This window comes from Ornithinibacter aureus, from assembly GCF_009858245.1.
Lineage (GTDB): Bacteria > Actinomycetota > Actinomycetes > Actinomycetales > Dermatophilaceae > Fodinibacter > Fodinibacter aureus.
On record NZ_VMSB01000001.1, the window covers coordinates 2300923 to 2324109 of the forward strand.

The following is a 23187-nucleotide window of genomic DNA, read 5'->3' on the forward strand; positions in this document are numbered from 1 at the left end:
TCAACGGCACCCCCGTCACCGTCACCGTCGCCACCGCCAGGTCACGCCTCGTCACCCCCTGACGTCCCCCTGACGAATCAGCCGGTGCGGCCGTACCGCCCCGCCGCCCGGGCCCGCGCCTTGGCGGCCTCGACCTCACGGTCCTTGGGCGGCGCCGTCGTCACGAGGTCCTCGAGCAGGTGCGCCGTGATGTGCGCGATCTCCTCGACGGCCCGGTCGAAGGCCTCCTGGTTCGCCTGCGAGGGCTTGGTCGTCCCACTGACCTTGCGCACGTACTGCAGCGCCGCCGCACGCACCTCGTCGGTCGTGGCCGGGGGCTCGAAGTTGTTCAACGGTCGGATGTTTCGGCACATGCCACAACGGTAGGACGACGGCGCGACGGCAGCCACGGCATCCGCCAACCAAACCTCAGCGCACACCAGCCCGAACCACCCGGCCAAGGCCTGCCAAACCTCACCTGACATGCCGGAGCAACAGGGCCAAGATGAGACCCATGAGGGTCATCAGCGTCGATGAACTGGGCCGACTGTTCGCTTCCCTGCAGGGCAAGCCGCGGGTGGTGGTATCCGGGAACGTCGCCGTGCCGTGGCCGGCCGTGCGCATCCTCGACGCGAACAAGGACGAGTACACGATCCACGCGCTGAACGCGCCGCCCGGCATCCCGGACCGCGAGGGCGTGAGCGCCGAGACGTGCTTCGTCGGCGCCGGCATGCGCCGCCACTCCAACCTGTCGTACGTGCCCAGCCGGCTCTCGCTCGTGCCCGTGCTGCTCCAGCGACGCATCCCCGCGGACGTCGTCATCATCCACTGCGCCCCGCCCCGCGACGGCCAGCTCAGCCTGGGCATCGAGGTCAACATCCTGCCCGCGGCCATCGAGGGATGCCGGATGCGTTCCGGTCGCGTCGTCGCCGTCATCAACGACCAGATGCCGTACACCTACGGCGACGCGCTCATCCCGGTGGAATGGGTCGACGTCGCCATCGAGGTCTCCGAGCCGTTGCCCGCGCACGACCCCGCGACCCCCGACGACGACAGCCGCGCCATCGGCGAGCGCGTCGCCAGCCGGGTCAGCGACGGCTCCACCCTGCAGATGGGCATCGGCGGCGTCCCCGACGCCACGCTCAACGCGCTCACCGGCCGACGGGGGCTGCGGATCTGGACCGAGATGTTCTCCGACGGAGTACTCGCCCTCGACCGGGTCGGCGCCCTCGAGCCGCACCACCCGCTCACCGCCTCGTTCCTCTTCGGGTCGCGCGAGCTCTACGACTGGCTCGACGGCAACCACCGGGTGCGGATGATGCGCACCGAGCACACCAACGACCCGGGCCTGATCGCCCAGCAGCGCAAGATGACCTCGGTCAACACGGCGCTGGAGGTCGACCTGTTCGGCCAGGCCAACGCGTCGCGCATCAACGCGCGCATCTACTCCGGCTTCGGCGGCCAGACCGACTTCATCGTCGGGGCGCTGCACTCGGCCGGCGGGCAGTCGTTCATCGCGCTGCGCTCGTGGCACCCCAAGGCCGATGTGTCGACCGTCGTGCCGCTCGTCGACGAGCCGGTGACGAGCTTCCAGCAGAGCGCGATCGTCACCGAGCACGGGGTCGCCGAGCTGTGGGGTTACGACCAGCAGGCCCAGTGCCAGCACATCATCCGCGACGCCGCCCACCCCCAGGTGCGCGAAGAGCTCTGGGAGGAAGCGGCCCACCTCGGCCTCGCGTGAGGGCAGGTCCTCGGTTGGGGTGCTGAGATGGGCGTCATGACGACCACCTCGGCACCCGGCTCCGCAGCGGCGGGCGACCACCCGGCATCCGGCTCGGCCCCACGCACCCTGGTGACGGCGGTCCGCGACGCGCTGGCTGATCCTGCGGTCGGCGACCCCGAGCGGGCCGTCGCCCAACGGGCCTACATGAAGTCGCCGATGCCCTTTCGCGGCCTCGGCAAACCCGAACTGACCGTGCTGCTGCGGCCACTGCTCGGTGATCGCGCCCTCGTGCCGCACACGCGCGAGGAGTGGTCGGATGCCGTTCGCGACCTCGTCGACCACGCCACCCACCGCGAGGAGTGGTACGCGGCGCTGGCGGTCGCCGGTCACCGCGTGGCCCGCCCGTGGCAGGACCCGGACACGCTGGCTCTGTACCGCCACGTCGTGACGTCGACGTGCTGGTGGGACATCGTCGATCCGGTCGCAGCGGACTTCATCGGGCCGATCCTGCTCTCGCACAGGGATGTCGTCACGCCTCTGGTCAGGGCGGATGCCGTCGATCCTCACCTCTGGGTGCGGCGCACGGCCATCCTGGCGCAGCTCAAACACCGTGCTGCCACCGACGTCGACCTGCTCGCCGACGTGCTCGACGCGAACCTCGAGGGGTCACTGCACGGCAAGGACTTCTTCATCCGCAAGGCCGTCGGGTGGGCGCTGCGCCAGCACGCTCGGGTCGATGCCGACTGGGTGCGGGAGTACGTCGACAGCCGGGCGTCACGCCTGTCAGGGCTGAGCAGGCGCGAGGCCCTGAAGCACCTCTGACCGTTGGGTCCGCCACCGGGCCTGCCCCGGCCCTGCTCCGGCCACCCTCCGTGTGCAGGATTCGACCAATAGGTCACCTCCGGTACGCCGACCTCAGCTCGACGGCGGGGCCTAACTCCCGTCGCAGATCCTTACTCCAGATGTGCGCCCTTGCAGCAGCGCCACTCGGGAGTAAGAGCGCACATCGGGAGTTCGGCCCCGCCATCCGGCTCGACCTCAGCCAGAGCCCTGGAAGCTCGCAGCGTGGCGCGGCCCCGGGCTCGACGGCCAGCGAAGAGTCAGCCAGCGCCCCGGCCCGGCAGCCCGGGGTCAGCCAACTCGCCGCTGCCCGAGGTCGAACCACGAGGCCCGTGGGTCGGGGAGGACCCCCTGCGCCGCAAGCACGGCCCCGAGCCGCTCCTGATCCAGAGCGATCTCCCAGGTCCAACGGGCCACCCGGCCTCGAGCCCGCAGCCGGTCCTCGCGCTTCTTCTCGCGCCACAGCACCTCGGAGACCTGGGCCGCGCTGTCACCGTCCGACGCCCGGTACTTCACCTTGCCGTCGAACTCCCCCACCGCGCCGTCCCAGTCGAAGTCGACGATGCCGATGAGCCCCTGCGCGTCCTCGTGCCTGACCTGCAGCCGCGGCCGAGGCACCCCGAGCCGGAACATCTGCACCCGCGACAGGCTCTCCCCTGCCGACATCGAGTCACCGTCAGCGAGGTCCACGACGAGAGCGGCCTGCGGTCGACCACGCCGGCGACGCGGCACGGCATCCGCCTCTCGTGCCAGGTCGTCGCGGGTGCACAACCCGTGCCGCAGCGCATGGTCGGCCGCAGCCACGGCCGTGGGCAGCGAGCCACTGCGTGCGAGGTCGACCACCGTTCGCCCTACCGGAGTGACCCGGATGCCGTGCACCACCTCCGCGACCACGTCGAGTCCGGGCGTGGGTCGGACGCCGGGCGACCCACGCCGGCGGGTTCCGACGACAAGGGTGCGCACGGCATCCGGCCAGGGCTCGATGCGCGGCAGCCCCCAGACTGCTGCCGCGGTCTCGTGCGTGAAGGTCCAGGAACGGTCGGGGTCGCAGACGAGGGTCAGGGCGTGGGCGCGGGCGGCATGGCGTTGTTCCGGGGTCAGCCCCGCCCACGTGCCGGCCTTCACCCAGACGCCGCGCCTCACCCGGGCCCAGCCCTGATGCCGCTTCGGGTCGATGCCCTGCCGGCGCAGCACCGAGTAGAGCCGCAGGACCTGGGGGTCGAACGGCTCCGGGGCTGGCTGGCCGAGCATGCCTCCACGATGGCAGGGCCGGCCCGACGGGTGTCGGAGTTTTCCACAGGCACCGGCAGGTGGCCTGGCCCGGGCTCGATGGCCGGGCCGGGCTGGATGGCCGGGCCGCGCTCGATGGCGGGGCCCAACTCCCGTCGCAGATCCTTACTCCGGATGTGCGTTGTTGCAGCAGCGCCCAACGAGAGTAGGAGCGCACATCGGGAGTTCGGCCCAGCCATCGAGCCGGTCCCAGCCGGCAGCCACGCCCGTGAGAGCACTTGGCCTGTACCGGATTCGACCAATAGGTCACGTCCGGTACGCCGGCCCGACCGCTGAGCCGACCGGGCGCAGGTCGGCACCTCGTGGAACAGTGCCGATCGTGGGAGACATGATCGGCGAGGGCGCGACCAACCCCGGCGGAGGTCCGGCGGGCAGCAGCAGCCACGGCGGCGACCGCTCACCCAGCGGCAGGGGCCCGGGCAGCGGCGGCGGCCCGGGCAGTGACCGCTCACGCAGCAGCGGCAGGAACGAGTCCGGGCAGCACCTCGAGGTGCTGCGCCTGGCCATCCCGGCCTTCCTCGCCCTGGTCGCCGAGCCGCTGTTCCTCCTCACCGACGCCGCCATCGTCGGGCGCCTCGGCGTCGAGCCGCTGGCCGGTCTCGGCGTCGCCAGCGCCATCCTGCTGACCGCCGCCAACGTCTTCGTCTTCCTCGCCTACGGCACCACCGCCGTCGTCGCCCGCCAGCTCGGCGCCGGCGATCGGCCCGGGGCCATCGCCGGGGGCATCGACGGCACGTGGCTCGCCATCGCCCTGGGAGCGGTCACCGCCGCAGCCGTTGCAGCAGCCGCCGAGCCGCTGTGCCGGGTCTTCGGTGCCTCCGAGGGCGCCCTCGAGCAGGCGGTGATCTACCTGCGCATCTCCGCCCTCGGCATCCCCGCGATGCTCGTCGTCCTGGCGACGACCGGCGTGCTGCGCGGCCTCCAGGACACCAAGACCCCACTCATCGCCGCCGTCGCAGGCTTCGGCCTGAACATCGTGCTCAACCTGTGGTTCGTGCACGGCCTGGGCTGGGGCATCGCCGGGTCCGCCTGGGGCACGGTCATCGCCCAGACCGCGATGGCCATCGGACTGGTCACGGTGCTCGTCCGCTACGCACGGCGCGACTGCGTGCCGCTGCGGGCCCACCCGGGCCGCGTCCTCATCGCGGCGCGCGGCGGCATCCCCCTGCTCGTGCGCACGTTGGCGCTGCGGGGCGTGCTGCTCGTCACCACGTGGGTGGCCGCGAGCATGGGAGACGTGCCCCTCGCGGCCTACCAGGTGACCGCGACGATCTGGACCTTCTTCGCCTTCGCCCTCGACGCCCTCGCCATCGCGGCGCAGGCCATCACCGGCAAGTCCCTCGGCGCCGGCGACCGCGACAAAGCCCGCGAGGCGACCGCGCTCATGCTGCGCTGGGGCGTGCTCGGCGGTGTGGTCCTCGGCGCCCTGCTCCTGCTCACCCGACCCTTCCTCGCCCCGCTGTTCACTCCGGATGCCGAGGTGCAGGCCGCCATCGCCGCCGGCCTCCTCGTCGTGGCCATCGGGCAACCCCTCTCCGGGCTCGTGTTCGTCATCGACGGCGTGCTCATCGGTGCCGGTGACGGGGTGTGGCTGGCCAAGGCCATGCTCGCGACCCTGCTCGCCTACCTGCCGATCGTCGCCGCCGCCCACGCGGTCGGCGGCCGGGTCGTCGACGGCAGCAGCGCGGGCGACATGGCGGCGGTGACCTGGCTGTGGGTGGCGTTCACCGCGTTCATGGCCGTGCGCGCTGCTCTGATGTGGCTGCGGGTGCGTACCGACCACTGGATGGTCCTCGGCGCCACCCGCCACTGACCATCCCCCACCCCCGACTTCGTGCGACTTGTGTGCGCCGAGAGGCCCGATCCGGCCCCGTAGCCGCACCGAAGTCGCACGAAGTCGGAGGAGGGAGGGGCTGAGTTCGGGGGTCGGGATGGAGGCCCGGTCCGGTCAGGCGCGGGACACGACCTCGACCGCGGCCTCGCGGCGCGGATCCCCGGCAGCCTCCACCACCCCGTCGGCATGGCGGAACGCCGCACCGACCCCGCCGAAGAACATCTGGTGACGACCGTGGTCGGTGCCGCGCAATCCCAGCCCGCGCACGGCATCCGCAATGGCGTCGTCGCTCTCGTGGTCGACCACGGGGGTGCCGTCGGCGTCGAAGCTGACGTGCAGCCGCGGCGCCTCGATCGCGTGGGCCAGGTCCGCGCCGTGCAGGCACCCCTGCCCCAGCACCTGCATGAGCGCGGTCGTAATCCGGTCGGCGCCGGGTGAACCGATCGCGAGCACCCGGCCGTCGCGAGTACGTCCTGTCGTCGGGGCCATGTTGGAGGCGAGTCGGATGCCGGGCGCCACCTTGTGCAGTCCGAGCCGGTTGAGCTCGGGCTCGCCGAGGGCGTTGTTGAGGAGCATCCCCGTGCCGGGGACGGTGATCCCCGCGCCGTAGCCGCTGGACACGGTGATCGTGCAGGCGGTGCCGTCGGAGTCGACCGCCGAGACGTTCGCCGTGCTGGCACTCGTGGGCAGGCCGGCCAACCCGTGCCGGTCGACGGACAGCAGCAGTTCGTGCCCCGCCGCGTCGAGGTCAGGCGAGACGTCGTGCACCGAGCGGCGGTAGGACAGCACCGCCCGCTGGATCTCGATGATGTCGGGCCAGTGCCAGTCACCGCGGCGCCCGATCTCGCCGAGCATGACCGCCAGCATCGGCCCCCCGACCGACGGCGGAGGGTTGACGGCGAGGTCCCACTCGCCGACCGCGCGACGCACCGGTGGACGCACGAGCGGCGTGTACTCGGCGAAGTCGCGGTGGGTCACCAGGCCGCCGTGAGCCTCCATGTCGGCGACCATGGCCCGGCCGACCTCACCGGTCGACAGCACCGAGGCGCCGTCCCGGCCGACCAGGTCGAGGACCTCGGCGAGCAGGTGGTTTGTGCAGACGTCACCCGGCTCCAGTGGTGAGCCATCCGAGCGGGTGACGATCGCGAGCGCCTCGGGGTCGCGGCCGAAGAGCGGGTGCGCGGAGAAGGTGAGGTAGCGGGTCGCGGCCGAACCGACGGGGTAACCCTCCCGGCAGGCCCGGGCTGCCGGGGCCACGACGTCGGCCCAGGGCACGGTCCCGAGTTCCTCGACGGCGAGTTCGCAGGCCGTGACCGACCCGGGCGTGGCCACCGAGCCGTGGCCGCCGAACAGCGTCACGCCACCGCCGTAACCGAAGCTGACCTCCTCGACCCCACCGCCGAACCGGTCGACGGGCAGTCCTCGCCCGGGCATCTGGACGTTGCCGTCGATGACGACCGGGTCGCCGCCGGCGGGCCACGCCGAGATGAACGCGCCCCCGGCCAGCGAGACGATGCCCGGCTCGGTGCTCATCGCCGCCATGGCCGCGGCCACCGCGACGTCGACGGCGTTGCCCCCGGCCAGCGCCACCTCGCGCCCCGCGGCCAGCGACACCGGCCCGGTCGCGGCGATCGCCACTCGTCCACCCATGCGCGGCATCCTCTCACCGGCGCCGGATGCCGTCCTCTCACGTCCGCGCCCGCGGCGCCTCCGTGTCCCCCGCTGGGCTCACGGCCGGGGGTAGCGTGCGCGCATGACGCGATCGCCCCTGGCCATCATCGCCGGCACCGGCTTCTACGACCTGGACGCCCTGGAGAACCCGACCCACCACACGCTCGACACCGCCTGGGGCCAGGCGCGGGTCACCAAGGGTGAGTGGCACGGCATCCCCGTCGTCTTCCTGACGCGCCACGGCGCCGGCCATTCGGTGCCGCCGCACCTGGTCAACTACCGAGCGAACATCCGGGCGCTGGCCGACCTCGGGGTGCGCGACGTCGTCGCCGTCAACGTCACCGGGTCGATCGACCCGACCCTTCAACCGGGCGATCTGCTCTGCCTCGACGACTTCGTCGACTTCACCAAGCAGCGGCCGGTGACCTTCTTCGACGGCTCCACCCCCGAGGGCGTCGTGCACACCGACGTCATGACGCCGTACCACCCCGCCATCCGCCGCGAGATCCTCGACGCCGCAGCCACCTCCGGGCACTCGATCCGCGACGGCGGGGTCTACGCGTGCTTCGAGGGCCCGCGCTTCGAGACCCGCGCGGAGATCCGCCTGGCCGCGCTCGCCGGGGCCGACGTCGCCGGCATGACGGGTGTGCCCGAGGCGACCCTCGCCCTCGAGGCCGGGCTCCGGTATGCCGCGATCAGCCTCGTCGTGAACCCCGCGTCGGGCGTCGGCGACGCGGACGAGCCGATCACCATGGACGAGATCAACGCCGTGTTGGCCGCCTCGTCGGCCACGGTGCTGGAGATCCTCGACGACCTCGTCCACACCCGCGCCACCTTCCCCGAGGAGCCCGACGCATGAGCCGTCTCATCATCGAGAACGCCAGCTACGTCGTCACCGTCGACGCCACCGACACCGTCCTGCGCGACACCACCATCACCATCGACGACGGCACCATCACCGCGATCGAAACCTCGGATGCAGCGGCGCACGGTTCGCAGGACCCCTCGGCGGAGGTCATCGACGCGCGCGGCAAGCTCGTGATGCCGGGTCTGGTCAACCTGCACACCCACCTGCCGATGACGCTGCTGCGTGGTCTCGCCGAGGACGTCGACCTCGACGGCTTCCTGGCCCGGGTGTGGGCGGCCGAGGGCGCTGTCATGGACACCGACACCGTCGAGCTCGGCGCCACCCTGGGCGCCCTGGAGTCGCTGCGCGGCGGGTGCACGACCCAGCTCGACATGTACTTCCACCACGAGGCGACCCACCGCGGGGCCGTCGCCGCGGGCAGTCGTCACGTCATCGGGCCGGTGTTCTTCGACGGGCCGGGGCCGGACGGCCTCACCTGGGAGCAGCGTCTGGACAACCTGCGCTCCTGGCCCGCCGTGCTCGACGAGATCGGTGGCCCCTCGGTGCCGGTCGGGGCGATGCCGCACGCCACCTACACGTGCTCGCCGGAGGGTTTCGCGCAGGTCGTCACCGTGCTGCGCGAGCTCGTCGCCAACAGTGAGCGCGACGGCATCCTCACGACGCACGTGAGCGAGACCGCCGCCGAGAACGCCGGCATCCGCGAGCGCTACGACGCGACCCCGACCGAGCTGCTGGCGCGCGCCGGGTGGGTCGAGCCCGACCTGCCGCTCGTCATCGGACACGGCGTGCACCTCAGCGAGGGCGACCGAACGACCCTGGCGGCCGGAGGTGCCGCGGTCGGTCACTGCCCCGGGTCGAACCTCAAGCTCGCCAGCGGCGCCCTGCCGTGGCAGGTCTTGCAGGACAGCGGCCTGCGCGTCGGGTTGGGCACCGACGGCTGCTCGAGCTCGAACGACCTCGACATGTGGCAGGCCATGCGCCAGGCGGCCCTGCTCGCGCGGCTGACCAGTGAGCGGCCCAACGTCGCGAGCGCCCACGAGGTGCTGCGCGCGGCGACCATCGAGGGGGCCCGCGCGCTCGGCATGGGGGAGCTCATCGGGTCGGTCGAGGTGGGCAAGCGGGCCGACCTCGTTCTCGTCGACCTCGAGGCGCCGCACCTCACCCCGGTGCATGACGTCGCGGCGCTCCTCGTGTTCGCCGCCGGCCGCGGGGACGTCACCGACGTGCTCGTCGACGGGATGCCGGTCGTGCGCGATCGTCGCAGCACCCGCCTGGACACGGGGCAGCTTCTCGAGCGGGCCCGGGCCCGCGGGGAGGTCGCCCGGGCGGCAGCCGCGGAGGCAGCCGCCACGAAGGCGGCACAGGCTCGATGAGCAGCGAGAGCGCCGACGAGGTCATCGCCCGCCTCGGCATGCAGCCCATCCCGCAGGAGGGGGCCTGGTTCGCGCCCGGCCCCCGCACCCAGGGCCTCAACGGCATCATCGCCCTGCTCACCGACCGCCCCGACGGGTTCTCGGCCATGCACCGCCTCACCATCGACGAGGGGTGGCAGTGGATGGCCGGCGCCCCCGCCACCCTCGTGCGCCTGAACCCCGACGGCACCGGCGACTCCACGACGCTCGGCCCGCAGTCCCCCCAGGCCCTGGTCACCAAGGGCTCGTGGATGGGAGCCCGCACCCACGGTGAGTGGACCCTGTTCTCCTGCTGGTGCGCCCCCGCGTTCGAGCCCGAGCACTTCGAGCTCGGCCAGCGCTCGGCCCTGCTCGACGCCTTCCCCGACCACGCCGCCGAGATCACCGCGCTGACCCGCACCCACCCCATCGGTCAGCTGCGATGACGGCCCTGGTCACCGGCGCGAGCGGCGGGCTCGGGCGCGCCATCGCCGTCGCGCTCGCCGTCGCCGGTCACGACATCGGTGTCCACTACCGGTCGGATGCCGTCGGCGCGGCCGCCGCTGTCACCGACGTCGAGGCGGTGGGTCGCCGGTCCGCGGTCCTGCACGCCGACCTCGCCGTCGACGACCCGGCCGGGCTCGACCGAGCCTGTGACGACCTCCTCGACGCCTGCGCGGCAGCGCTCGGTGCCCCCGAGGTCGTCGTGCTCAACGCCTTCCCCCAGCACGTCGTGGCCTGGGGTGACCTCGACACCGCGGCCTGGGACACCTACCACCGCGGTGGGCTTCGCCCCACGACCGGCCTGCTTCACCGGGCCGCCGCCCGTCTGCACCCCGGCGGTGTCGTCGTCGTCATCAGCTCGATCGAGGGCCGACGCCCTGCGCCCGGGCACACCCCGTACTCCGTCGCGAAGGCGGCCCTGGACCACCTCACCGCCGCAGCCGCCCACGAGGTCGGGAGCAGCGGCATCCGGGTCGTCGGGGTCGCACCCGGCCTCATCGACCGCGAGGGCCTCGAGAACGACTGGCCACAGGGGGTCGAGCGCTGGTCGCGAGCCAGCGCGCTGGGACGCCCCGTCACGGCATCCGAGGTCGCGGCGACCGTGGCGTTCCTCGCCTCACCAGCCGCATCAGGCATCACCGGCACCACCATCACCGTGGATGCCGGGTGGTCGGCAGCGCCGGGTTGGTGAGACCTGCCAACCGCGGCGCCCGCATGTCGTCAACGACACACTCTGGCGAGGTAACAACAGGGCAACGACACTCAAAGGTCTGCCCCCGACGGGCACCCGACGACATAGCCTTACGTGTCTGACCCCATCTCCAAGGAGAACCTTCATGAAGTCCACGCGTTACCTCGTCGCGGTTCCCGCCGCGCTCGCCCTCGCCCTCGCGGGCTGTGGCGGCAGCACCGGCAGCTCCGAGTCCTCCGCTCCGGCCGGCTCCGCAGCCCCCGGCGCCCCCACCGACGACAGCAACTGCGCCGACGAGGCCGTGTTCTGCATCGGTCTGGTCACCGACACCGGCAAGGTGGACGACAAGTCGTTCAACCAGTCCGCGCACGAGGGAGCTCTCGAGGCCCAGAAGCAGACCAACGGCTTCTACAAGTACATCGAGACCCAGGACGCCAAGGACTACGCCGCCAACATGGCACAGTTCACCAACAAGAAGTACGACGCCATCGTCACGGTCGGCTTCCTCATGACCGACGCCACGCTCGAGGCGGCCAAGGCCAACCCCGGCACCCGCTTCATCGGTGTCGACCAGGGGTACGACCCGGCCGCGGTCCCCGGCAAGAACGTCACCGGCCTCATCTTCCCCGAGGACCAGGCCGGTTACGGCGCCGGTTACCTCGCGGGCCTGATGACCAAGACGAACAAGCTCGGCCAGGTCCTCGGTCTCGAGATCCCCCCGGTCCAGAAGTTCGCCAAGGGCTTCGAGGCCGGCGCGAAGGCCGCGAACCCCGCGGTCACCGTCACCACCGTGTACCACCCCGCCGGCGACAACGCCTTCAACGACCCGGTGTGGGGCGCTGGCGAGGCCAAGAAGCAGCTCGCCCAGGGTGCGGACATCATCTTCGGCGCCGGTGGCAACACCGGTAACGGCGCTCTCCAGGAGGTCGCCAAGGCCAAGGGTGCAGGCACCGAGGTCTTCTGCATCGGTGTCGACACCGACCAGTGGGACACCGTCCCCGCGGCCCAGCCGTGCCTCATCACCTCGGCGATGAAGCTCATCACCGAGGGTGTCACCGAGACCCTGGTCACGGCCAAGGACGGCGACTTCGCCGAGAACCAGACCCTCGGCAAGGCCGGCCTCGCCCCCTTCCACGACTTCGAGTCGGTCATCCCGGCTGACGTCAAGGCCAAGGTCGACGAGGTCGTCAAGCAGATGGAAGCCGGCACCCTGCAGACCGGCGTCACCCTCTGACCGATGTGACCTCGGGCCCGGCCTTAGTTCCGGGACCCAACCACCTCGTCACCGGGGGCGGGCACCCAGCACGGGTGCCCGCCCCCGGGCGCGTGTGGACCTCCCCGTCGCGTCACCCTTTGCCAAGAGTCCGCGACCCGCCACACTGTGGGCACCCACCGACATTGGAGTCGTATGAGCGAGACACCCACTGTGGCCGACCAGGCCGCCGCCCCACCGCCCTCGAGCGGGGGAACCTCCGGTGACAAGAAGCCGGCCCAGCCCCTGGCGTACCTGTTGACGCACCAGAGCGGTGTCGTCATCCTCGTCGCCCTCGCCATCGCACTGCTCGTCGGTGCGGCCCTCATCCGCTACCAGGGGGTGAGCCCCTGGTACGCCTACGAGACGATCATCCGTGAGGCCCTCCTCGTCGACGGCGGGCTGACCCGGACCCTGCAGAAGACGGCGCCGCTCGTGCTGACCGGCCTCGCCGTCGTGATCCCGCTGCGCGTGGGCCTGTTCAACATCGGTGGCCAGGGCCAGCTCATCTTCGGCGCCATGTTCGGCGCCTGGGTCGCCTACGCCGCTGGTGGCCTCGGGTTCCTCGGAGCCCTGTGCGGCATGGTCGCCGGCATGGTGGCCGGTGCCTTCATCGGCTGGATCGCCGGTGTCCTCAAGGCCACCCGCGGGGTGCACGAGGTCATCACGACGATCATGCTCAACTACATCGCGGCCGGCGTGACCTGGTGGCTCGTCACCGGCCCCCTGCAGGCCGAGGGCTCCAAGACCAGCGGCATCCCGCAGACCGAGCTCATCCCCGACGCGGCACGTGTCGGTGCCGTCGCCGGCATCCCCATCGGGTTCGTCATCGCCCTGGCCCTGGCCATCGCCTGCTGGTGGATGCTGTCGCGCACGACGCTCGGCTTCAAGCTCAACACCGTCGGCGCCAACAAGCACGCCGCCCGCTACGCCGGCATCAACATCAACCGGATCATTGCCCTGTCGATGGTCTTCGGTGGTGGCCTCGCCGGCCTCGCCGGCGCCCTCGAGGCGGCCGGCACCCTGCACCGGTTCGAGCCGGCCATCGGCGGCACCCTCGGGTTCGACGGCATCACCATCGCCCTGCTGGCCCGGGCCAACCCGCTCGCGACGATCCCGGCAGCGCTCCTCGTCGGCATCCTGCGCACCGGGGCCCCGGGCCTGCAGTTCGCGACGGGCATCGCCCCCGAGGTCGTCGACCTGCTGCTCGCGATCATCCTGCTCATGGTGTCCATCCCGGTGCTCGGCAAGTGGATCTTCCGCAGCCGCGCCGACAAGGTCGCCGCCGCCTCGACGAGCTGGGGTAACTGACATGGGTGCCTGGATCGCCAAGAACCGCACGACCGTGATCGTGTCCGTCGCCGTCATCGTCGCGGCGTACGCCTTCTACTACCTGAAGAACGACATCGCCCCGAGCATGTACGTCTCGGCCTGGGGCTACGCCATCCCGCTCGTCCTCGCCGCCCTCGTCGGCGTCATCGGTGAACGCTCCGGTGTCGTCAACATCGGCATCGAGGGGCAGATGCTCGTCGCGGCCTTCGCCGGGTTCTTCGCCGCCGCCTACAGCGGCTCGCTGCTCGTGGGCGTGCTCGCCGGCATCGGCAGCGGCCTGATCCTCGGCGGGTTCCTCGCGTGGACCACCGTGAAGTGGCGGATGGACCAGATCATCGCCGGTGTCGTGCTCAACATCATCGCCACCGGCATCACCTCGTTCTACTACCAGCCGGGCCAGTTGCTGCCCGGCCTCATGCCGAAGTTCGACATCTGGCCGTTGTCGAAGATCCCGCTCATCGGTGAGGTCTTCTTCTCCGGCACGAGCATCTTCGCCACGCTCGCCATCCTCGCCGCAATCGGTGTGCACGTCGCGCTGTTCCACACCCGCTGGGGTCTGCGCACGCGCGCCGTCGGCGAGTACCCGTCGGCCGCCGACACGGCCGGCATCAACGTCGAGCGGCTGCGCCTGATCAACGTCACGCTGGCGGGCACCCTCGCCGGCTGCGCCGGGGTCTACCTGTCGATGGATGCCTCGTCGTCCTTCGAGCGCGGCATGGTCGCCGGCCGAGGGTTCCTCGCCCTGGCGATCATGATCATGGGCGCGTGGCGTCCGCTGCGGGCGCTGGCGATGGCGATCTTCTTCGGCTTCATCAACGCCGTGGCCTCGCAGCTGCAGGCCGGCGGCAGCATCGACATCCCGCCGCAGCTCACGGGCACCCTGCCCTTCGTCGTGACGATCGTCGTCCTGGCCATCGCCGCCGGGCGGGTTCGAGCGCCGGGAGCCGTCGGACAGCCGTACGTCAAGGGAGACCAGTGATGAGCACCCCCGAGAACACCCCCACACCGGTCCCCGCCGACACCGCGCCCGAGCACCTCGAGGCCATCGCCACGTCGGATGCCGTCCTCGAGCTCCCGCCGGAGAAGTCGGGTTTCGGGGAGGGCAACGTCGGAGAGGTGCTGCTCGACCTCGCCGGGCTGACCAAGAGCTTCGGCTCGGTGCGGGCCAACCGCGACATCACGATGCACGTGCGGCGCGGCGAGATCGTCGCCCTGCTCGGTGAGAACGGGGCCGGAAAGTCCACCCTGGTCAACCAGATCTTCGGCCTCATCACCCCCGACTCGGGGACGGTCACGGTCAAGGGCGACTCGACCCCCATCAAGGACCCGCGCGACGCCATCGCCCGCGGCATCGGCATGGTGCACCAACACTTCCAGCTCGTGCCAGTCATGACGGTGGCCGAGAACATGATCCTCGGACACGAGCCGACACGAGGTGGAGCCGTGCTCGACCTCGACAGCGCCCGCGAGATGGTGCGCAGTCTGTCGGCCAAGCACGGCCTGCCGGTCGACCCCGACGCCGAGGTCGAGGACCTGCCCGTCGGCACCCAGCAGCGCGTCGAGATCCTCAAGGCGCTCTCGCGCAGCGTCGACCTGCTGATCCTCGACGAGCCGACGGCGGTACTCACGCCGCAGGAGACCGACGAGCTGCTCGGGGTGATGAAGGAGCTCGCGGCCTCCGGCACCTCCATCGTGTTCATCACGCACAAGCTGCGTGAGGTGCTGGCGGTGGCCGACCGCGTCTACGTGCTGCGCCAGGGCGCGGTCGTCGGTGAGGTCGCCACCAAGGACACCGACGCCCGTGGGCTCGCGACGATGATGGTGGGCCGCGAGGTCGTGCTGTCGATCGACAAGGCCGACGCCACGCCGACCGACACCGTCCTCACGATCACCGACCTGCACGTCCTCGACGACCGTGAACTGGGTGCCGTCAACGGGTTCACGCTGTCGGTGCGCGCCGGGGAGATCGTCGGGGTGGCCGGCGTCGAGGGCAACGGCCAGCGCGAGCTCGTCGAGGCCCTGGCCGGGATGCGCAAGGTCGTGTCGGGGCAGATGACCCTGGGCGACCTCGACCTCACGAAGGCCAACCCGCACCAGACGCACCACGCCGGGGTCGGGCACATCCCCGAGGACCGTGAGAAGCACGGCCTCGTCGCCTCGTACTCCATCGCGGACAACCTCGTGCTCAACGAGTTCGACCAGGCGCCGTACTCCAAGAGCGGAGTGCGCCAGTTCGACGCCATCCGCGAGCACGCGGAGGCGGTGCGCACCGAGTTCGACATCCGCTCGTCCGGGGTGCAGCAGAGCGCCGGGTCACTCTCGGGTGGCAACAAGCAGAAGGTCGTCGTCGCCCGCGAGATGGCGTTCAAGCCGCGCCTGCTCATGGCGGCCCAGCCCACCCGTGGGGTCGACGTCGGATCGATCGAGTTCATCCACCGGCGCATCGTCGACGCCCGCGATGCCGGCGCCGCGGTGCTGCTCGTCTCGGCCGAGCTCGACGAGATCCTGTCGCTGTCCGACCGGATCGCGGTCGTTCACGGTGGCAAGGTCGTGGCCGAACTGCCCGCGCGCGGCGCCGACCGCACCGAGATCGGTCGCCTGATGGCCGGAGACCACTGACCGACCTTCCGCACTCCTGCGAGAAGCCGCCCGACACGCCACGAAACGGCGGGTCGGGCGGCTTCTCGTCGCAAGGGTCGGGACCGGCGGAGAGTCACGCCCCAAGGAGCGCCAGCGGAATCACCGCGATGCCGTCGGGTCGCCGGTAGGCGTGCGTGCCCGTCGTGAGGACGACGAGGTCGACGACGTCGCTGCCGAGTTGCTCACGTAGCCACCTGAGGTGCCTGACATCGGCATCGCCGACGCTGGCCGACATCTTGACCTCGATTCCCAGCACCTGACCCGCCTCCCCCTCCACGATGAGGTCCACCTCTCGGTCGCCGTTGCCCGTACGGAGATGACCCACCCTGGCTTCGGCGCTCTGAGCAGCCACCCTGACGGACAAGGTCGCCAGTGCCTCGAACAGCGGTCCGGCCACATGCGCCCCTTGTGGGCTGAGCAAGCGCTGCGCGGTGAGTCCCAGGATGGCGGCCGCGAGACCAGGATCCGCCAGCTGGTGTTTCGGCGCCTGCTGGAGGCGTCGCAGCGGACTGCGGCTCGGTGACCACCCCGGTACAGGATCGAGCAGGAAGAGCTGCGTGAGGTGATCGCGGTAGGCGATCGTCGTCGTCTTCGCCGGGTGGCTGCCGTCGCCCGCCGTTGCGCTGTCGAGGATCCGCGAGTAGGCGGCGGTCGTCGACGAGGCGGCCGCGTACGCAGCAAGCCACCGTCGCAGGGTCTCTGGCCGTCGCACGGCCAGCCCTTGCTCCGGCAGATCCTTGAGCAGGATCTGGTCCACGTAGCTGCGCAGCAGTGGTCTGCGCAGCCGTGGGGGTTCGCTCATGAGGCCAGGCAGACCCGTGGACTCGATGGCCTCGAAGTAGTCCACGAGGCTGGTGCTCGTCGTTCCGCCGATCGGGCCTTGGCGGCCATCCAGGAGATGTCGCAGTCGGATGCTCGGTGAGGCGCCGGGGCGCTCGTACAGCGCCATCGGCCTCATCCGGAGCGACAGGATGCGGCCCGCCCCGCTGTGAACGACGGTGCCGCCGACGGGAGTCGCGCTCCCCGACAGCAGGAATCGGCCTGCCGGTGCCCCCTCGTCGACGCGTCGACGCACCGAGTCCCAGACGGACGGCAGTCGCTGCCACTCATCGATGAGCACGGTCCCCGGTGGGGCGGCGGCGAACGTGGGGTCGGCAGACACCAGAGCGCGGTGAGATTCGTCGTCAAGGAACCAGGCGGCATCCGATCGCCGCAGCGCCGTTCGTGTCTTCCCGACACCCTTGGGTCCCTCGAGCGCGATGGCCGAGGCAAGGGGCAGGAGTTCGTCGAGTTCGTCATCCAGTGATCGACGAGAGTAGACCTCAGGCGACATATCTGCTCCTCTGCTGCTCAACACCGTCTACACTACCTCTAGCAGCACCGCTACACTACCTTTAACCGTCATCGGGCACTACCTTCAGCAGGCACGGTTCGCACCCGCGGTGGTTACGGATTCGTAAGTTACGTTTCCGTAGGTTACGCTGGCGTAATGAGTGCCCCCACCGTCGACCGACCCTCCCGTGAGGCCGGGATGCCGCGTGCCCGCCTCGGTGCCCACGCTCCCGGCCCGATCGGCGGCGTGGTCCGCAGCGCGCGCCGCGTCGTCGAGGCCCTGGCCACCCCGCTCGTGCCCGGCGACTACCTCGACCTCGTCGACCCGCTGCGCGCCGGGGCCGACCTGCGCGGCCGGATCATCGACGTCCGCCCCGAGACCTCGGATGCCGTGACGATCGTCATCCGCCCCGGTCGCGGCTGGCTCGGGCACGTTCCCGGGCAGTACATCCGGATCGGCATCGACATCGACGGGGTGCGCCAGTGGCGCGCCTACAGCCTGACCCATCGTGCCGACGGCAGCCCCGCGGCCGGTATCCCCGCGGGATGCATCGCCATCACGACCAAGGCGATCCCCGACGGCGTCGTCTCCAACCACCTCGTGCGCAGGGCCCGCCCCGGCACCCTGGTCATGCTCGACCAGGCCACCGGCGACTTCTGCCTGCCGACCCCGGCGCCCGAGAAGGTGCTCTTCCTCACCGCCGGCAGCGGCATCACCCCGGTGATGGGGATGTTGCGCAACCACCTGGGTGAGATCGCCGACGCCGCCCACGTGCACTGCGCGCCCACGGCATCCGACGTGATCTTCGCCGACGAGCTGCACGGCTTTGCCGACAGCGGCCGCCTCGCCCTGACCCTGAACCTCGACGACGAGCACGGCGTGCTCGACCTCGCGCGCCTGGACACCCTCGTGCCCGACTGGCGCGAGCGTGAGACGTGGCTGTGCGGGCCGACCGGCCTGCTCGACGCCGCCGAGGCCCACTGGGCCGCCGCGGGACTGGCGCAGGCCCTGCACACCGAGCGGTTCCGCCCGAGCATCATCGAGCCCGGCGAGGGTGGCACGGTCACCTTCTCCGCCAGTGGCCGCACCGTCGAGGCCGACGGTGGCACCCCCATCCTCGACGCCGGCGAGGCCGCCGGCGTCCTCATGCCGAGCGGATGCCGCATGGGCATCTGCTTCGGCTGCGTCGTCACCATGCGCGAGGGCGCGATCCGCGACCTGCGCACCGGTGACATCACCGTCGTCGAACCCGGCGACGAACTGCCCGTGCAGACCTGCGTGAACGCCGTCGCCGGCGCCTGCGACCTCGACCTCTGACCCTGACCTCCTGACCACCCGGAAGACACCGCCACATGACTCTCGCCCCCGAGCGCACCGCGCCGCAGACCATCCCCGCCCACGCGTCGACGAAGCCGAACGGCATCAACCCGCGACTGTCGGTGACCAGCCTGACCCCGCGCCCCCAGCGCCCCGCGCTGAAGAAGTCCGGCCGCCCGAACCCGGCCGCGCACCTCACCCCCGAGCAGATCGAGGGCATCGGCGTCGAGCTCGACGCCCTGCGCAAGGAGGTCATGGACAGCCGCGGCGAGCGCGACGCCGCCTACATCCGCACGGTCATCAAGACCCAGCGCTACCTCGAGATGGGCAGCCGCGCCGTGCTGCTGTTCTCCGGCGTCAAGGTCAAGGGCTTCCGCCCGGCCTGGTGGATCGGCACCGCCGGCCTGTCGGTGGCCAAGATCCTCGAGAACATGGAGATCGGCCACAACGTCATGCACGGCCAGTGGGACTGGATGCGTGACCCGAAGATCCACTCGACCGCGTGGGAGTGGGACAACGCCTCCCCGAGCACCCAGTGGAAGCACAGCCACAACGAGATCCACCACACCTTCACCAACGTGCTCGGCCGCGACAACGACCTCGGCTACGGCATCCTGCGCGTGGACGAGGACCAGCGGTGGAGCCCGTTCTTCCTCTTCCAGCCCATCTGGCACGTCGGCAACGCGCTGCTCTTCGAGTACTCCATCGCGGCCTACGACCTCGAGCTCGGTGGCTACCTCGCGAAGCGCAAGCGGATGAGCGAGGAGGAGAAGGCGAAGTTCCGTGCCGACGCCGCCGAGGTCGTCGCGAAGATCAAGCGCCAGGCCACCAAGGACTACGTCGTGCACCCGGCCCTGGCCGCCGCGACGTTCACCGGTTCGGCCCGGCACACCCTGACGGCCAACGTCGTCGCCAACCTCGTGCGCAACGTGTGGACCAACACCGTCATCATCTGCGGCCACTTCCCGCCCGGCATCGCGACCTTCGAGAAGACCACCATCGAGGGCGAGACCCGCGGCGAGTGGTACCTGCGGCAGATGCTCGGCTCGGGCAACATCAGCGGCTCCAAGGCCATGCACGTGATGAGTGGCAACCTCAGCCACCAGATCGAGCACCACCTCTTCCCGGACATGCCGAGCAACCGCTACGCCGAGATCGCCCCGCAGATCCGCGACCTCATGGAGCGTCACGACCTGCCGTACGTCACCGGCTCGCTGCCCAAGCAGGCGGCATCGGTGTACTGGAAGGTCGTCGAGCTCTCGCTGCCGAACAAGGTCGAGGGGCGTCGCCGCCGCGACATCGTGCGCCTGTCGCTGAAGAAGGCCTGGAAGAAGAAGTCGCTCGGCCGCTTCTGATCGGCTGGCCGTCCACCACCCCACCACTCCCGGATGCCGTGGTGAGCCGACACTGTCGGCTCACCACGGCATCCGTTTGCCTGTCGGTGCACATGTGTATGGTGTGTGCATGTCCACCCTGGAACGCCGACTTCAGCTGCTCCTCACGCAGGAGCAGCATGCCCGCCTGGCGGAGGTGGCCAAGGAAAGCGGCCGAAGCGTCAACGCGGTGATCCGTGAGGCCATCGACCGTCAGCACCCCGATGAGGCGACCAAGCGGGCCGCTGCCCTGAAGCGATGGCTCGACCGCACGGCGACGCCGGTGGAGGCCGGTCTGGGGCCAACACCGAGCGCAGCACAGCTGAAGGCCGAGTACGAGCAGGACGAGATCGATCACATGGATGCGATCTTGCGTGGCTGACCACTTCCTTGACGCCACGATCATCCTGCTCGCCGCTGGCGAACCCAGCACGGCACAGCACGCGTGCCGGTCCTTCCTCGAGGCCCAGGCCGCCTCGGGCTCGACGTTGCACATGAGTGTCGAGGGGGTTCAGGAGGTCCTCTTCCATCGCATGCGCATGGTGGATCGTGCGACCGCGGTCGCGGAGGCCCGCGACGTTCAGGAGATGGTCGTCCTGCATCGGTTCGACGAAGGCGTCCTGCAGACGGCGATCTCCCTCGTGGCCACCTCGACCGTTCGTGGCCGAGATGCCGTCCACGCCGCGACCGCCATCCGCGCGGGGTTCGACGCCATCGTGACCACCGACTCGGACTTCGACGGCATCCCGGGCCTTCGCCGCATCGACCCCCGCGACACCTGACCGGCGTGGAACTGGCCTCCAGCACGGGCGCCCTGGCCCTCATGGCTCTCGCCGCGGCGATCATCGGGTACTCCAAGACCGCCCTCGGTGGGCTCGGTGTCGTGGCCGTCGCCATCTTCGCGACCGTGCTCCCGGCCCGGGAGTCGACCGCGGCGATCCTCATGATCCTGATCGTCGGCGACGTCATCGCCTGCTGGCACTACCGCCGCGACCCCGACTGGGGCCTCATCCGCCGCCTGCTGCCCGCCGTCATCCCCGGCCTGCTGCTCGGCACCCTCTTCCTGCGGGTGGTCAGCGACGACACCCTGCGCCGCTGGATCGGAGCCGTCCTGCTCGTGCTCCTCGGCCTGCAGCTGTGGGTGAAGTGGCGCGCCCGCGACACACCCCCGACGACGCACCGGCATCCGGGAGCGGCGATCGCCGCGGGCTCGGCGATGGGCTTCACGACGATGACCGCGAACGCCGCCGGCCCGGTGATGACCCTGTACCTGTCGGCCGCGGGCATCGACAAGCGCCGCTTCGTCGGCACGAGCGCGTGGTTCTTCCTCATCGTCAACCTCACGAAGGTGCCGTTCTCGATCGGGCTCGGGTTGTTGCACCCCGTGGATGCCGTGCGCGCCCTCGCGCTCGCGCCGTTCGTCCTGCTCGGCGGGCTCCTCGGCTACGCGACGGTCAGGCGGATCAGCCAGCGCGGCTTCGACGTCGCGGTACTGCTCGCCTCCGCCCTGGCGGCAGCAGCCCTGCTGCTCACCTGAGCAGGCACTTCCTGCACGGCAGCCACCCTGAGCCGGGTGGGTGCCGTGCACGAAGTCGGGATCAGGTGTTCTGCGGGAAGCCGAGCTCGATGCCGCCGTGGCTCGGGTCGAGCCAGCGCGAGGTCACGACCTTGCCGCGGGTGAAGAAGTTGACCCCCTCCATGCCGTGCGCGTGGCTGTCGCCGAACAGCGAGTTCTTCCACCCACCGAAGGAGTAGTACGCCATCGGCACGGGGATCGGCACGTTGACCCCGACCATGCCGACCTCCACCTCGTTCTGGAAGCGCCGCGCGGCGCCACCGTCGTTGGTGAAGATCGCCGTGCCGTTGCCGTAGGGGTTGTCGTTGATGAGTTTCAACCCCTCGTCGTAGCTCGCAACGCGCACCACGGACAGCACCGGGCCGAAGATCTCGTCCTGGTAGATCGACATGTCCGTGGTGACGTGGTCGAACAGGGTCGGCTTGAGGAAGTAGCCCTCACCGTCGGCGTCGACGTCACCGTCGCGACCGTCGACGACCAGGGTGGCCCCAGCCTGCGTGCCGGCGTCGAGGTAGGACGTCACCTTGTCGCGGTGCTGCGCCGTGACCAGCGGGCCCATGTCGCAGCCGCGGGTGCCGTCACCGGTGACGAGCTTGCCCATGCGGTCGGTGATCTTGGCGACGAGGTCGTCGGCGATGGGCTCGACAGCGAGCAGGGCCGAGATCGCCATGCAGCGCTCACCGGCCGAGCCGAAGCCGGCGTTGACGGCGGCGTCGGCCGCGAGGTCGAGGTCGGCGTCGGGCAGCACGAGCATGTGGTTCTTCGCCCCGCCGAGGGCCTGGACACGCTTGCCGTGCGCCGTGCCGGTCTCGTAGACGTACTTCGCGATCGGGGTGGACCCGACGAACGAGATGGCCTTGACGTCAGGGTGGGTCAAGAGCGCGTCGACGGCCTCCTTGTCACCGTGCACGACGTTGAGGATGCCGTCGGGCAGGCCGGCCTCCTTCCACAGCGCCGCCACCGCGTTGACCGCCGACGGGTCCTTCTCGCTCGGCTTGATGACGACCGCGTTGCCGCAGGCGATCGCCACGGGGACGAACCACAGCGGCACCATCGCCGGGAAGTTGAACGGGCTGATGACGGCGACGACACCCAGGCTCTGACGGATCGAGTAGACGTCCACCTTGGTCGAGACGTTCTCGGAGAAGCCGCCCTTGAGCAGGTGCGGGATGCCGCAGGCGAACTCGGCGACCTCGAGCCCGCGGGTGACCTCACCGATCGCGTCGGAGACGACCTTGCCGTGCTCGGCGGTGATGAGCTCGGCGATCTCGGCCTTGCGCTCGTTGAGCAGCTCGCGGAAGCGGAAGAGCACCTGGGTGCGCTGGGTCAGCGAGGCCCGCTGCCACGACGACTCCCATGCGGCCTTCGCGGAGCGGACGACCTCGCCCACGAGCTCGCAGGAGGCGAGGTCGAGCACGCCGGTCTGCTCGCCGGTGGCGGGGTTGAACACCGGGCTGGTGCGCGCGGGGCTGCCCTGCCAGGAAGTGCCGCCGATGAGGTGGGTGATGCGGGTGGGGGTCGTGCTCACGGGTATCGGTCCTTGTCATGCCAGTGGAGTGAATTCAGTGTGTCA

Annotated in this window: 21 protein-coding genes; 16 read left to right on the plus strand and 5 right to left on the minus strand. The window is 70.7% G+C overall.

The genetic code is table 11. From position 1 onward, the window contains the following. Window positions 1–77: 77 nt before the first annotated feature. Complete coding sequence (locus tag C8E84_RS10920; protein WP_159902077.1) at window positions 78–353, minus strand: DUF2277 domain-containing protein; 276 nt, start codon at window positions 351–353, stop codon at window positions 78–80. 140 nt (window positions 354–493) lie between these two features. On the opposite strand from C8E84_RS10920, the gene C8E84_RS10925 reads away from it, so the two are divergent. After that, complete coding sequence (locus tag C8E84_RS10925) at window positions 494–1720, plus strand: acetyl-CoA hydrolase/transferase family protein (RefSeq protein ID WP_159902079.1); 1227 nt, start codon at window positions 494–496, stop codon at window positions 1718–1720. Window positions 1721–1756: 36 nt separating this feature from the next. Beyond that, window positions 1757–2524: a DNA alkylation repair protein gene (locus C8E84_RS10930; protein WP_159902081.1), complete on the plus strand. Its 768-nt coding sequence runs from the start codon at window positions 1757–1759 to the stop codon at window positions 2522–2524. A 309-nt stretch (window positions 2525–2833) separates the two neighbouring features. On the opposite strand, the gene C8E84_RS10935 is transcribed toward C8E84_RS10930, so the two are convergent. Then, a complete protein-coding gene (locus C8E84_RS10935) occupies window positions 2834–3793 on the minus strand; it encodes a hypothetical protein (protein ID WP_159902083.1) in 960 nt (319 codons plus the stop codon). A gap of 358 nt (window positions 3794–4151) precedes the next feature. On the opposite strand from C8E84_RS10935, the gene C8E84_RS10940 reads away from it, so the two are divergent. Further along, window positions 4152–5645 carry an MATE family efflux transporter gene (locus tag C8E84_RS10940; protein ID WP_246196897.1) on the plus strand — a complete coding sequence of 498 codons (1494 nt, stop codon included), beginning with the start codon at window positions 4152–4154 and terminating at the stop codon, window positions 5643–5645. Window positions 5646–5780: 135 nt separating this feature from the next. Here C8E84_RS10940 and C8E84_RS10945 read toward each other — a convergent pair whose 3' ends face one another. Continuing rightward, on the minus strand, window positions 5781–7316 hold the full coding sequence (locus C8E84_RS10945) for a gamma-glutamyltransferase (protein WP_246196898.1): 1536 nt from the start codon (window positions 7314–7316) through the stop codon (window positions 5781–5783). A 103-nt stretch (window positions 7317–7419) separates the two neighbouring features. Between C8E84_RS10945 and C8E84_RS10950 the strand changes: the two genes are divergently transcribed. The 8 genes from C8E84_RS10950 to C8E84_RS10985 all read left to right on the plus strand — a co-directional run bounded on the left by C8E84_RS10950 (window position 7420) and on the right by C8E84_RS10985 (window position 15994). Further along, entirely contained in the window at window positions 7420–8196 is a 777-nt protein-coding gene (locus C8E84_RS10950) for an S-methyl-5'-thioinosine phosphorylase (RefSeq protein ID WP_159902087.1), read from the plus strand. Further along, window positions 8193–9578 carry an amidohydrolase family protein gene (locus tag C8E84_RS10955; RefSeq protein WP_159902089.1) on the plus strand — a complete coding sequence of 462 codons (1386 nt, stop codon included), beginning with the start codon at window positions 8193–8195 and terminating at the stop codon, window positions 9576–9578. Before C8E84_RS10950 ends, C8E84_RS10955 begins: the two co-directional genes overlap by 4 nt. Next, window positions 9575–10042, plus strand: a complete 468-nt coding sequence (locus C8E84_RS10960) for a cupin domain-containing protein (protein ID WP_159902091.1) — start codon at window positions 9575–9577, stop codon at window positions 10040–10042. Before C8E84_RS10955 ends, C8E84_RS10960 begins: the two co-directional genes overlap by 4 nt. Next, window positions 10039–10791 (plus strand): SDR family NAD(P)-dependent oxidoreductase, encoded by a 753-nt coding sequence (locus C8E84_RS10965; protein WP_159902093.1) that lies wholly within the window; start codon window positions 10039–10041, stop codon window positions 10789–10791. The genes C8E84_RS10960 and C8E84_RS10965 overlap by 4 nt, the downstream gene beginning before the upstream one ends. 145 nt (window positions 10792–10936) lie before the next feature. Continuing rightward, complete coding sequence (locus C8E84_RS10970; protein ID WP_159902095.1) at window positions 10937–12025, plus strand: BMP family ABC transporter substrate-binding protein; 1089 nt, start codon at window positions 10937–10939, stop codon at window positions 12023–12025. Window positions 12026–12199: 174 nt separating this feature from the next. Further along, window positions 12200–13354, plus strand: coding sequence for an ABC transporter permease (locus tag C8E84_RS10975; RefSeq protein WP_159902097.1), 1155 nt, complete (start codon window positions 12200–12202; stop codon window positions 13352–13354). A 1-nt stretch (window position 13355) separates the two neighbouring features. Next, window positions 13356–14354, plus strand: a complete 999-nt coding sequence (locus C8E84_RS10980) for an ABC transporter permease (protein WP_159902099.1) — start codon at window positions 13356–13358, stop codon at window positions 14352–14354. After that, window positions 14354–15994 (plus strand): ABC transporter ATP-binding protein, encoded by a 1641-nt coding sequence (locus tag C8E84_RS10985; protein ID WP_159902101.1) that lies wholly within the window; start codon window positions 14354–14356, stop codon window positions 15992–15994. The genes C8E84_RS10980 and C8E84_RS10985 overlap by 1 nt, the downstream gene beginning before the upstream one ends. Before the next feature lie 94 nt (window positions 15995–16088). On the opposite strand, the gene C8E84_RS10990 is transcribed toward C8E84_RS10985, so the two are convergent. Beyond that, entirely contained in the window at window positions 16089–17348 is a 1260-nt protein-coding gene (locus C8E84_RS10990) for an ATP-binding protein (RefSeq protein ID WP_159902103.1), read from the minus strand. A gap of 156 nt (window positions 17349–17504) precedes the next feature. On the opposite strand from C8E84_RS10990, the gene C8E84_RS10995 reads away from it, so the two are divergent. From C8E84_RS10995 to C8E84_RS11015, 5 genes are all read left to right on the plus strand, one after another. Beyond that, a complete protein-coding gene (locus tag C8E84_RS10995) occupies window positions 17505–18665 on the plus strand; it encodes a ferredoxin reductase (protein ID WP_246196899.1) in 1161 nt (386 codons plus the stop codon). 35 nt (window positions 18666–18700) lie between these two features. Next, the gene (locus C8E84_RS11000) at window positions 18701–20020 is read left to right on the plus strand and encodes a fatty acid desaturase family protein (protein WP_159902105.1); all 1320 of its coding nucleotides are present in this window, start codon (window positions 18701–18703) and stop codon (window positions 20018–20020) included. Between the two features lie 109 nt (window positions 20021–20129). Beyond that, a complete protein-coding gene (locus tag C8E84_RS17835; protein WP_211675497.1) occupies window positions 20130–20420 on the plus strand; it encodes a ribbon-helix-helix protein, CopG family in 291 nt (96 codons plus the stop codon). Beyond that, window positions 20413–20820: a type II toxin-antitoxin system VapC family toxin gene (locus C8E84_RS11010; RefSeq protein ID WP_159902107.1), complete on the plus strand. Its 408-nt coding sequence runs from the start codon at window positions 20413–20415 to the stop codon at window positions 20818–20820. The genes C8E84_RS17835 and C8E84_RS11010 overlap by 8 nt, the downstream gene beginning before the upstream one ends. Before the next feature lie 5 nt (window positions 20821–20825). Next, window positions 20826–21575, plus strand: coding sequence for a sulfite exporter TauE/SafE family protein (locus C8E84_RS11015; protein ID WP_246196900.1), 750 nt, complete (start codon window positions 20826–20828; stop codon window positions 21573–21575). A gap of 61 nt (window positions 21576–21636) precedes the next feature. Here C8E84_RS11015 and C8E84_RS11020 read toward each other — a convergent pair whose 3' ends face one another. Then, complete coding sequence (locus C8E84_RS11020; protein ID WP_159902109.1) at window positions 21637–23142, minus strand: CoA-acylating methylmalonate-semialdehyde dehydrogenase; 1506 nt, start codon at window positions 23140–23142, stop codon at window positions 21637–21639. Between the last annotated feature and the right edge of the window lie 45 nt (window positions 23143–23187).